Genomic DNA, 11,149 nt, shown 5'->3' on the forward strand with positions numbered 1-11,149 from the left:
AGGCCGAACGCTGCGATGGCGCCGCCGCCCGACACCCTGACCCCCGACCGCATCCTGGAGGCCACCGAGGACGTGCTGCGCCGCTACGGCCCGGCCAAGGCCACCGTGGTCGACGTGGCACGGGCCCTGGGCGTGAGCCACGGCAGCGTCTACCGCCACTTCGGCAGCAAGGCCGCCCTCCGCGAGGCGGTCACCGAGCGCTGGCTCGACCAGTCGCACACCGCGCTGTCCGTCTTCGCCGAGGCGGAAGGCCCCGCCGAACCCCGGCTGCGCGCATGGCTGGCCGGCCTCTTCGCCGCCAAGCGGCACAAGGCGGGCGACGACCCCGAGCTGTTCGCCACCTACATGGTCCTCGTCGGCGAGAACAGCGGCGTCGTGGACCGCCACATCGGGACGATGATCGAGCAGCTCGCCGTCATCATCGGCAGCGGCGTCCGCTCCGGCGAGTTCACCGCCCCCGACCCGTCCGCCGCGGCCCGCGCGGTGTGGGATGCGACGAACCGCTTCCACGACCCGGCGTACGCGGCGGAGTGGTCCCGCCCCGGGATCGACGCGGCCTTCGAGGCCATCTGCGACCTGATCCTGCGGGGGCTGCGGGCCTGAGCGAGGCGATCCCCCTATCGGATGAACGTACGGGGAACGGCCGTCCCCCAGCCCGGAAGTGTGGCTACGTTGTGCGGCACAGCGACCCGCTCACCTGAGGAGGTGCATGATGGCCATCATGGACATTCCGCGAGAAGTGTTCCAGCCGATAGCGGACGAGGGAGACATCGACTTCGAGCAGCTGTGCCGCGACCTGGAGCAGGCCAATGACGCCATGCCCGATGGCTATCGCGCGGAGATCATCGGGGGGAACATCGTCATGTCGCCGTGGTCCAAGGGCTCCTACTTCCGCATCCTGCGCTCCCTCGAGGACCAACTGTCGGCTCACACCCCGCCCGGCCATCGGGCCATGACGAATCCGCACCTCTTCGTCTTCCCTCAGCAGTCCCGGGCCTACGGACCGGACCTGCACGTCGCGGATCTGAAGGCCATCGACATCGACACCATCCGGCTTCCCGGATCGGCGCTGTCCCTCGTGGCCGAGCAGACGTCACCCTCGACAAGGCTCGTCGATCTCACCGACAAGCTGGGCGTCTACGGCAGGGCCGAAGTACCGGTGTACATCCTCATCGACATGGCGAAGGACATGGTCACGGTGTATTACGACCCCACCCCGGACCACGGGTACCTGGCCCACCGCCCGATCAAGTTCGGCGACAAGGTCCATATCCCCGCTCCCTTCGACTTCGAACTCGACACAGCAGGCTGGTAAGCCCGGCATCAAAAACCGGGAGGCCCCGGCTCCCCCACCACAGGGGGAGCCGGGGCCTCCCGGCGTCACAGCGAACGCGTCGCGGCGAAAAGCGTCAGCAGCCCAGCAGGCGAGCCGCCAGGTAGCCCTCGATCTGGTCGAGGGAGACGCGCTCCTGCTTCATCGTGTCGCGCTCGCGCACGGTCACCGCGTTGTCGTCCAGCGTGTCGAAGTCGACGGTGACGCAGAACGGCGTGCCGATCTCGTCCTGGCGGCGGTAGCGGCGGCCGATGGCGCCCGCGTCGTCGAAGTCGATGTTCCAGTGCTTGCGCAGGTCCGCCGCGAGGCCCTTCGCCTTCGGGGAGAGCTGCGGGTTGCGGGAGAGCGGGAGGACCGCGACCTTGACCGGGGCCAGGCGCGGGTCGAGGCGCATGACGGTGCGCTTCTCCATGACGCCCTTGGCGTTCGGCGCCTCGTCCTCGTTGTACGCGTCGAGCATGAAGGCCAGCATGGCGCGGTTCAGACCGGCCGCGGGCTCGATGACGTACGGGAAGTAGCGCTCGCCGGCCTCCTGGTCGAAGTACGACAGGTCCTGGCCGGAGCCCGCGGAGTGGGCCTTGAGGTCGAAGTCGGTGCGGTTGGCGATGCCCTCCAGCTCCGAGAACTCGGTGCCGCCGAAGTTGAAGCGGTACTCGATGTCGACGGTGCGCTTCGAGTAGTGGGAAAGCTTCTCAGCGGCGTGCTCGTACCACCGCATGTTCTCCTCGCGCATGCCGAGGCCGGTGTACCAGCTCCAGCGCTGCTCCATCCAGTACTCGTGCCAGGTCTCGTCCTCGCCCGGCTTGACGAAGAACTCCATCTCCATCTGCTCGAACTCGCGGGTGCGGAAGATGAAGTTGCCCGGCGTGATCTCGTTGCGGAAGGACTTGCCGGTCTGGGCGATGCCGAACGGGGGCTTCTTCCGGGAGGTCGTCTGGACCTGGGTGAAGTTGGTGAAGATGCCCTGCGCGGTCTCGGGACGCAGGTAGGTCACCGAACCGGTGTCCTGGGTCGGGCCGAGGTGCGTGGACAGCAGGCCGGAGAACTGCTTGGGCTCGGTGAACTGGCCCTTGTTGCCGCAGTTCGGGCAGTTGATGTCGGCGAGGCCATTCGCGGGCAGCTTGCCGTGCTTGGCCTCGTACGCCTCCTCCAGGTGGTCCGCGCGGTAGCGCTTGTGGCAGGAGGTGCACTCGGTCAGCGGGTCGGAGAAGGTGGCGACGTGACCGGACGCCTCCCACACCTCGCGGGCCAGGATGACCGACGAGTCGAGGCCGACCACGTCGTCGCGCGAGGTGACCATGGAGCGCCACCACTGACGCTTGATGTTCTCCTTGAGCTCCACGCCGAGCGGTCCGTAGTCCCAGGCGGCACGCTGACCACCGTAGATCTCGGAGCAGGGATAGACGAAGCCACGGCGCTTGCTCAGGCTGACGATGGTCTCGATCTTGTCGGCGGCCACGGTGCTCTCTTCATTGCGACGACGAACAGCGAATGATTCAGGTTACCGGCGGGGCCTCCCCCCAAGCCAAATCGGCTCTGGCCTTGGCTTGACCCGATCCCCCGGGATGGCCGGATGCGCCCTCTTTGCGAACACCTTGTTGACAATCGTTTCCAGTTTTGTTGAAAATGACTGTCATGAACACCAGTCGTCCCCGCTTCCCCCGAATACCCACCGCCGCCGTCGCCACGGCCGCTGTCCTGGGGCTTCTCACGCTCTCCGCGTGCTCCGGCTCCGATTCGGCGGGCAAGTCGACGGACGGCAAACTCAACGTGATCGCCTCCTTCTACCCGATGGAGTTCCTCGCCAAGGAGATCGGCGGCGACCACGTCAGCGTGACCAATCTGACGAAGCCCGGCGTCGAGCCGCACGACCTGGAGCTCACGCCCAAGCAGACCGGCTCCCTGAGCGACGCGGGCGCGATCGTCTATCTCAAGGGCCTCCAGCCCGCCGTGGACGCCGCGATCAAGCAGTCCGGCAACAAGCACATCGCCGACGCCCTCTCCTTCACCTCGACGGAGGAGCACGGCACCGAGGTCGACGGCCACCACCACGCGACCGGCGACAACCACTCCCACTCGGAGTCCGAGAAGGGCGCCGACCCCCACGTCTGGCTGGATCCGGTGAAGTACGCCGAGGTCGCCAAGGGAGTGAACAAGACCCTCGCCGAGGCCGACCCCGACCACAAGGCGGACTTCCAGAAGAACACCGACGAGCTCGTCAAGAAGCTCGGCGCGCTGGACAAGAAGTTCACCGACGGCCTGAAGAACCGCGCCTCGGACACCTTCATCACCACCCACGCGGCCTTCGGCTACCTCGCCGAGCGCTACGGCCTCACCGAGGAGGCCATCAGCGGCGTCGACCCCGAGTCGGAGCCCAGCGCCGCCCGGATGAAGGACCTGCACCAGCTCGCCAAGGACCACCACGTCGGTACCGTCTTCTTCGAGACGATCGCCAACCCGGCCACCGCCCGGACCCTGGCCAAGGACCTCGGCGTCACGACGGACGTCCTCGACCCGCTCGAAGGGATCACGGACAAGTCCCGCGGCGGCGACTACTTCGGCGTGATGGAGGCCAACCTGGCCGCCCTCCAGAAGGCGCTCGGCACCAAGTGACGCAACAGGCAACGGAGGCAGACGCCATGGACGGGCAGCCCGTCATATCCCTGCGCGGCGCGACCGCGGCCCTCGGCTCGCGGCCGGTGCTGCGCGGTGTCGACCTGACCGTGCGCCGCGGCGAGGTCGTCGCCCTGCTCGGCGCCAACGGCTCCGGCAAGTCCACCGCCGTCCGCGCGATCGTCGGCCAGGTCCCCCTCACCGGCGGCGAGCTGGAACTCTTCGGCACGCCCCGGCGCCGCTTCAAGGACTGGGCCCGGCTCGGCTACGTCCCGCAGCGCACCACCGCCGCGGGCGGCGTGCCCGCCACCGTCGGCGAGGTCGTCGCGGCCGGGCGGCTGGCCCGCACCCGGCTGGGCCCCCTGCGCAAGGCCGACCGCGAGGCCGTCGTCCGCGCCTTGGAGCTCGTCGGCATGGCCGACCGGATCAAGGACTCCGTGGACGCCCTCTCCGGCGGCCAGCACCAGCGGGTGCTCATCGCCCGCGCGCTGGCCGTGGAGCCCGAACTGCTGATCATGGACGAGCCGATGGCCGGCGTCGACCTGGCCAGCCAGGAGGTCCTCGCGGCCGCCCTGCGCGCCCAGGTCGAGCGCGGCGCCACCGTCCTCCTCGTGCTGCACGAGCTCGGCCCGCTGGAACCGCTCATCGACCGCGCGGTCGTGCTCCGCGACGGCTGCGTCGTCCACGACGGGCCGCCGCCCGAGGCCGTGGGCCAGCATGCTCTCCCGGGCCACGACCATGTACACCCGCACGCGGGCCCCGCGGCGGAACCGATTCGGACAGGGCTGCTCACCTGATGGACATCCTCGATCCCCCCTTCATGCAGCGGGCCCTGCTCGCCGCGTTCATCGTGGGCATCACCGCGCCCGCGATCGGCACCTTCCTCGTCCAGCGGCGGCAGGCGCTCATGGGCGACGGCATCGGGCACGTGGCGCTCACCGGCGTCGGCCTCGGCTTCCTGCTCAACACCAGCCCGGTGTGGGTGGCCACCGCGGTCTGTGTGCTGGGCGCCGTGGTGATGGAGCTCATCCGCTCGTACGGCAAGGCGCGCGGCGACATCGCGCTCGCCATGCTCTTCTACGGCGGCATGGCGGGTGGCGTGATGCTCATGAGCCTGTCCTCCACCGGCTCCAACGCCAACCTCACGACCTACCTCTTCGGGTCGATCACCACCGTCTCGCAGCAGGACCTGGTCGCGATCTGCGTCCTCGCGGCGTTCGTCGTGCTGGCCACCCTGGGCCTGCGCCGCCAGCTCTTCGCCATCTGCCAGGACGAGGAGTTCGCCCGCGTCACCGGCCTGCCGGTGCGGGTGCTCAACCTGCTGATCGCGGTCACCGCCGCGGTGACCGTCACCGTCGCCATGCGCGTCGTGGGCCTGCTGCTCGTCAGCGCCCTGATGGTGATCCCGGTGGCCGCCTCGCAGCAGATCGCCCGCAGCTTCGCCATGACCTTCGGGCTGGCCATGGCCATCGGCGTGCTGGTCACCGTCTCCGGCACCGCCACCTCGTACTACGTGGACGTGCCCTCCGGCGCCACCATCGTGCTCATGGCCATCGGCGTCTTCATCGCGCTGACCGCGCTGGCGACCCCGCTCGCCAGGAAGCGCGCCCGGCAGGCCGCCACCGCGGCCGACGACGGCTGCACGCTGGACGTGCCCGGCGCCCGCACCCCGGCCGACGACGTCCGCGTCTGACACCACCGCGAGCAGCACATCTGCCCCGGGCGCGTGCGCCCGGGGCAGTGCTGTTCCGCCCCGCGTCCGGAGCGCGAGCCCGGCGTACGGGACCTGAGGGCGCCTCGGGGCTTACGCAACCGGTGCCGCGTGCTGGCACAATTGGCGGTGCAACACGTGCGGACGGGTGTTCAGGCGAGCTTTTGGAGGCAACTGTGGCGACCGCGGGTCCCCCGGTACGCGGCCGGTCCACCAAGCAGCGGGCCGCTGTGGCGGCGGCGCTGGACGAAGTGGACGAGTTCCGTAGCGCTCAAGAGCTCCACGACCTGCTGAAGCACCGCGGTGCCTCGGTGGGCCTCACCACCGTCTACCGCACGCTCCAGTCCCTCGCCGACGCCGGCGAGGTCGACGTGCTGCGCACGAGCGACGGCGAGTCCGTCTACCGCCGCTGCTCCAGCGGGCACCACCACCACCTGGTGTGCCGGATGTGCGGCAAGGCCGTCGAGGTCGAGGGCCCCGCCGTGGAGAAGTGGGCCGACGCCATCGCCACGGAGCACGGCTTCGTGGACGTCGCCCACACCGTGGAGATCTTCGGCACCTGCGGGGACTGCGCCGCGAAGCGGCCGTAGCCCCCACAGGTCCCGTCGGCCTCTCAGCCCTCGGCGCCGGACTCGACCGCGTTCGGGATCGCACCGCCGAAGCGGCGGTCCCGCTGGGCGTACTCCAGGCACGCCCGCCACAGGTCACGGCGGTCGAAGTCCGGCCACAGCACGTCCTGGAAGACCATCTCGGCGTAAGCGCTCTGCCAGATCAGGTAGTTCGAGGTGCGCTGCTCCCCGGACGGGCGCAGGAACAGGTCCACGTCCGGCATGTCCGGGTAGTAGAGGTACTTGGCGAGGGTCTTCTCGCTGACCTTGGACGGGTCCAGCCGCCCCGCCGCCACGTCGTGCGCCATCGCCTGCGCGGCGTCCGCGATCTCCGCGCGCCCGCCGTAGTTCATGCAGAAGTACAGCGTCAGCTTGTCGTTGTCCTTGGTCTGCTCCTGGGCGATCTGGAGCTCCTTGGCCACCGAGCGCCACAGCTTGGGCATCCGGCCCACCCAGCGCACCCGGATGCCGAGCGCGTCGAGCTGGTCGCGGGTCTTGCGGATGAAGTCGCGGTTGAAGTTCATCAGGAAGCGCACCTCGTCGGGCGAGCGCTTCCAGTTCTCCGTGGAGAACGCGTACAGCGAGACGCTGCCCACGCCCATCTCGATCGCGCCCTGGAGCACGTCCAGCACGCGCTCGGCGCCGACCTTGTGGCCCTCGGTGCGCGGCAGCCCGCGCTCCTTCGCCCAACGGCCGTTGCCGTCCATGACGATGGCCACGTGCCCGGGGACCAGCTCGCCGGGGATCTTCGGCGGCCGGGCCCCGGTGGGGTGCGGGTCGGGTGTGCGGTACTCGCGTCGGGAACGGCCCAGAATCCCGCGTCGTGCCATGCGTGCCACTTCTCCTCGATGCCAGTCGGTGCCAGTCGATGTCAGTCGGTGTCAGCCGATGTCAGGGTGCTGCCGGGGTGCTGCCGGGGTCACTTCTCCACGTAGCGGAGGGAGCGGAGCCCCCGCTCCAGGTGCCAGTGCAGATACGCCGCCACCAGGCCGCTGCCCTCCCGGACGTGCCGCGCCTCGCACGCGTCCGCCGTCGCCCAGTCCCCGGTCAGCAGCGCGCCGAGGAGCCCGATCGACTCCGAGGAGGGTACGACGCTTCCGGGCACCCGGCAGTCACCGCACACCACCCCGCCCGCGGCCACCGAGAAGAACCGGTTCGGCCCGGGCATCCCGCACTTCGCGCAGGCGTCGAAGCTGGGCGCGTAGCCGTTGACGGCGAGCGAGCGCAGCAGGAACGCGTCGAGGACGAGGTGCGGGGCGTGCGCGCCCGAGGCGAGCGTCCGCAGGCCGCCCACGAGCAGCAGGTACTGCTGCACGGCGGGCTCGCCCTCGTGGTCGGTGAAGCGCTCGGCGGTCTCCAGCATGGCGGTGCCCGCGGTGTAGCGCGCGTAGTCGGTGACGATCGCGCCGCCGTACGCGGCGATCGTCTCGCTCTGGGTGCACAGCGGCAGGCCGCGGCCGACGAGCTCGCCACCGCGCGCGAAGAACTGCACGTCCACGTGCGAGAAGGGCTCCAGCCGGGCCCCGAACTTCGACTTCGTACGCCGCACGCCCCGGGCCACCGCGCGCACCCGTCCGTGCCCCCGGGTCAGCAGCGTGATGATGCGGTCCGCTTCGCCCAGCTTCTGGGTGCGCAGCACGATGCCGTCGTCGCGGAACAGACTCATGCGGTCATTGTCCCTCACCGCGGAGGCCGCCTAGCATGCGCAAGATCCATCACTGTGGGGGGAAGGAATCACCATGAACACACGCCGTCTCGTGAGCACCGCCGCCGTCGCGCTCCTCGCCGGGGCCGGGGCCCTGATCACCGCGCCGTCCGCCTCCGCGAAGGCCTACGACCTGGCCTTCGACAAGCTGACGCTCCGCTCGACGAACAACCTCCAGGCCCAGGTCACCTACTCCTGCGACGAGGGCAACACGTACCTGCTGGTCGTCAACGCGACCAAGCTGAATGTGACCGGCCACGAGGAGTCGAACGCCGCGGCCGTCCTCAAGCCCGCCCAGCTGACCTGTGACTACGGCAAGCACACGGCGAAGCCGGACCTGAACATCGACCCGGGCTCGCACTTCGCCAAGGGCGACCGGGTGCGGGTCACCGTCACGTACTTCGACGCCGACCTGGGCTTCTACCGCTTCAAACAGGACACCGTCGTCACGCTCTGACGGCCTACGAGGGGGTGCGGGCCGCCGCCAGCAGGCGGTCCGTGTCCTCCGGGCAGATGAGCAGGGCCCGGCCGACCGTGGCCAGGACCTCGCGCTCGGCGGGCCGGTACGGGCCGTCGGCCAGGGCGATGCGCGCGCCCTGGAGCAGGATGGACTCCCGGCCCGCCGGTGCGAGGTGGGGAGCGAGCGGCTCCAGCGCCTCGTGGAGCTCGATGGACAGGGCCGTACCTCTGGGGTCGAAACCGTCCCGCCCGCAGCCCTCCCCGAGCCCGCCGACCGTGCCGTCGGGGCCGTCGGAGCCGGTGGAATACGTACCGGGCAACCGCCCGGTGTCCGCGGCGAGCGCCTCGATGAGGGTGATCAGCTGCTCCTCGCTGCAGTCGACGAAGCCGGCCGCCCGGACCGCGCCGACCGCCGCCCTGCGCACGGTGCGCGCCTCCGTGCCGCCCGCGGCGAGGACGGCGAGGGCGACCGTGTGCACGGCGTCGCGGAGCATCGCGGAGAAACGCGTGGTCGTGGGGTGGTCCAGGATGTCCATGCTGTAGCGCGCGCGGCAGGCGGTGCACTCGACGATCGGCCCGACCGGGCCGCGCGGCAGCAGCGGCACCCCGAAGGCGACGAGCCGACGGCGGCCCGTACGGCGGCGGTAGTTGCGGTCACCGCCGCACCCGGGGCAGTAGAACTCGCCGTCACCGACGGTGCGCCACACGGTGCGTACGCCCACCGGACACCGGTCCGCTCCGGATCGGCCTTGCGCGTGCATCACGGGGGCACCTCCCTAACGCCACGGCGTCGTCGCCGCGTTGACGTGATGTTAGCCACATCGATGATGTGGCGTCAGTACCCCGTGCACAGACTTCGGGCGGCAGCGGGGCGATCACGCCACCGAGCCACCGGATACGGTGGTTTCGGTGGCGCCGCCTTGACGCTGTTCCCGGGGCCCGGTGCCACCCCGTCGGTGTCAGCCGCGGTGGGCGCGGTTGACCGCGGAGACCACGGCCTTGATCGAGGCACGGGTGGTGTTGGGGTCGATGCCGATGCCCCAGAAGACCTGCCCGTCGATCACGCACTCGATGTACGAGGCGGCCCGGGCGCTGGCGCCCTCGCTCATGGTGTGCTCGGTGTAGTCCAGCAGGCGCGCGTCCACCCCGATCGCGCCGAGCGCGTCGAAGAAGGCGGAGATCGGACCGTTGCCGGTGCCGGTGAGCACCGTGTCCGCGCCGTCCACGACGGCCTCGACGGTGAGCGCGTCGGTGCCCTCGCTCGTGGTCGAGGTCTGGGCGGTGCGCAGCTCGATCCGGCCCCAGGAGCGGTCCGGAGTCGGCAGGTACTCGTCCTGGAAGACCGACCAGATCTCCTGCGGGGTGACCTCGCCGCCCTCGGCGTCGGTCTTGGCCTGGATGATCCGCGAGAACTCGATCTGCATCCGGCGCGGCAGGTCCAGCTTGTGGTCGTTCTTCAGGACGTAGGCGATACCGCCCTTGCCGGACTGCGAGTTGACGCGGATGACCGCCTCGTAGGAGCGGCCGACGTCCTTGGGGTCGATGGGCAGGTAGGGCACGGCCCACTCGATGTCGTCCACGGTCTTCCCGGCGGCGGTGGCGGTGGCCTCCATCGCCTCGAAGCCCTTCTTGATGGCGTCCTGGTGGGAGCCGGAGAAGGCGGTGTAGACCAGGTCGCCCGCGTAGGGGTGGCGCGGGTGGACCTCCATCTGGTTGCAGTACTCGGCGGTCCTGCGGACCTCGTCGATCCGCGAGAAGTCGATCATCGGGTCGACGCCCTGGGAGAAGAGGTTCATGCCCAGGGTGACCAGGTCCACGTTGCCCGTGCGCTCACCCTGGCCGAACAGACAGCCCTCGACCCGGTCGGCCCCCGCCATGACGGCCAGCTCGGCGGCGGCGACGGCGGTGCCCCGGTCGTTGTGGGGGTGCGCGGACAGGCAGACGAACTCGCGCCTGCTCAGGTGGCGCGACATCCATTCGAAGCGGTCGGCGTGGGTGCTGGGGGTGGACCGCTCCACGGTGGCGGGCAGATTGAGGATGATCTCGCGGCCCGCCTCGGGCTGCCAGACGTCCATGACGCCCTCGCAGACCTCCAGCGCGAAGTCGAGCTCGGTGTCGGTGAAGATCTCCGGCGAGTACTGGTAGCCGAAGACCGTGTCGTCGCCGAGGATCTTCTCGGCGTACTCCACGACCAGCCGGGTGCCGTCCACCGCGATCTGCCGGACCTGCTCACGGGAGCCGCGGAAGACGACGCGGCGGAAGACGGGGGCGGTGGCGTTGTAGAGGTGCACGGTCGCGCGGTGGGCGCCGCGCAGCGACTCCACGGTGCGCTCGATGAGCTCCTCGCGCGCCTGGGTGAGGACGGAGATCGTCACGTCCTCGGGGATCGCGCCCTCCTCGATGATCGACCGTACGAAGTCGAAGTCGGTGGCGCCGGAGGAGGGGAAGCCGACCTCGATCTCCTTGTAGCCCATGCGCACCAGCAGGTCGAACATCTCGCGCTTGCGGGCGGGCGACATCGGGTCGATCAGCGCCTGGTTGCCGTCGCGCAGGTCGGTGGAGAGCCAGCGGGGCGCCTTGGTGATCCTGGCCTCCGGCCAGGTGCGGTCGGGCAGGTCGACGGCCTCGTACGAGCCGTACTTGTGGATCGGCATCCCGGAGGGCCGCTGGGTCACGGTCGCGGCGGTGACGGGCGTGGGGCGACCGACGGGGTTGTGGGG

12 protein-coding genes are annotated in these 11,149 nt (G+C 70.1%); 7 read left to right on the forward strand and 5 right to left on the reverse strand.

The genetic code is table 11. The annotated features are described in order from the left end of the window. Window positions 1–15 precede the first annotated feature (15 nt). Window positions 16–603, forward strand: coding sequence for a TetR family transcriptional regulator (locus K6I34_RS21140; protein ID WP_229327899.1), 588 nt, complete (start codon window positions 16–18; stop codon window positions 601–603). A 118-nt stretch (window positions 604–721) separates the two neighbouring features. Continuing rightward, window positions 722–1,315, forward strand: a complete 594-nt coding sequence (locus K6I34_RS21145; protein ID WP_229327889.1) for a Uma2 family endonuclease — start codon at window positions 722–724, stop codon at window positions 1,313–1,315. A gap of 94 nt (window positions 1,316–1,409) precedes the next feature. Here K6I34_RS21145 and K6I34_RS21150 read toward each other — a convergent pair whose 3' ends face one another. Beyond that, entirely contained in the window at window positions 1,410–2,792 is a 1,383-nt protein-coding gene (locus tag K6I34_RS21150) for a glycine--tRNA ligase (protein ID WP_229327890.1), read from the reverse strand. 176 nt (window positions 2,793–2,968) lie between these two features. Between K6I34_RS21150 and K6I34_RS21155 the strand changes: the two genes are divergently transcribed. The 4 genes from K6I34_RS21155 (at window position 2,969) to K6I34_RS21170 (ending at window position 6,247) form a co-directional block, all read left to right on the forward strand. Next, a complete protein-coding gene (locus K6I34_RS21155) occupies window positions 2,969–3,946 on the forward strand; it encodes a metal ABC transporter substrate-binding protein (protein WP_229327891.1) in 978 nt (325 codons plus the stop codon). A gap of 26 nt (window positions 3,947–3,972) precedes the next feature. Then, on the forward strand, window positions 3,973–4,743 hold the full coding sequence (locus K6I34_RS21160; protein WP_229327892.1) for a metal ABC transporter ATP-binding protein: 771 nt from the start codon (window positions 3,973–3,975) through the stop codon (window positions 4,741–4,743). Next, window positions 4,743–5,639, forward strand: coding sequence for a metal ABC transporter permease (locus K6I34_RS21165; RefSeq protein WP_229327893.1), 897 nt, complete (start codon window positions 4,743–4,745; stop codon window positions 5,637–5,639). Before K6I34_RS21160 ends, K6I34_RS21165 begins: the two co-directional genes overlap by 1 nt. A gap of 194 nt (window positions 5,640–5,833) precedes the next feature. Next, window positions 5,834–6,247 (forward strand): Fur family transcriptional regulator, encoded by a 414-nt coding sequence (locus K6I34_RS21170; protein WP_229327894.1) that lies wholly within the window; start codon window positions 5,834–5,836, stop codon window positions 6,245–6,247. Window positions 6,248–6,270: 23 nt separating this feature from the next. On the opposite strand, the gene K6I34_RS21175 is transcribed toward K6I34_RS21170, so the two are convergent. Both K6I34_RS21175 and recO read right to left on the reverse strand, forming a co-directional pair. Continuing rightward, window positions 6,271–7,095: an isoprenyl transferase gene (locus tag K6I34_RS21175; RefSeq protein WP_229327895.1), complete on the reverse strand. Its 825-nt coding sequence runs from the start codon at window positions 7,093–7,095 to the stop codon at window positions 6,271–6,273. An 89-nt stretch (window positions 7,096–7,184) separates the two neighbouring features. After that, a complete protein-coding gene (gene recO, locus K6I34_RS21180) occupies window positions 7,185–7,931 on the reverse strand; it encodes a DNA repair protein RecO (RefSeq protein ID WP_229327896.1) in 747 nt (248 codons plus the stop codon). Window positions 7,932–8,004: 73 nt separating this feature from the next. Between recO and K6I34_RS21185 the strand changes: the two genes are divergently transcribed. Then, the gene (locus K6I34_RS21185) at window positions 8,005–8,427 is read left to right on the forward strand and encodes a hypothetical protein (RefSeq protein WP_229327897.1); all 423 of its coding nucleotides are present in this window, start codon (window positions 8,005–8,007) and stop codon (window positions 8,425–8,427) included. A 4-nt stretch (window positions 8,428–8,431) separates the two neighbouring features. On the opposite strand, the gene K6I34_RS21190 is transcribed toward K6I34_RS21185, so the two are convergent. Further along, window positions 8,432–9,190 (reverse strand): TerB family tellurite resistance protein, encoded by a 759-nt coding sequence (locus K6I34_RS21190; RefSeq protein WP_229327900.1) that lies wholly within the window; start codon window positions 9,188–9,190, stop codon window positions 8,432–8,434. Window positions 9,191–9,388: 198 nt separating this feature from the next. Further along, window positions 9,389–11,149: 2-isopropylmalate synthase (leuA, locus tag K6I34_RS21195; RefSeq protein WP_229327898.1), on the reverse strand; the 1,761-nt coding region annotated here is incomplete at its 5' end.

The sequence above is a fragment of the Streptomyces sp. UNOC14_S4 genome (genome assembly GCF_020740835.1).
In the GTDB taxonomy this organism is placed as follows: Bacteria; Actinomycetota; Actinomycetes; order Streptomycetales; family Streptomycetaceae; genus Streptomyces.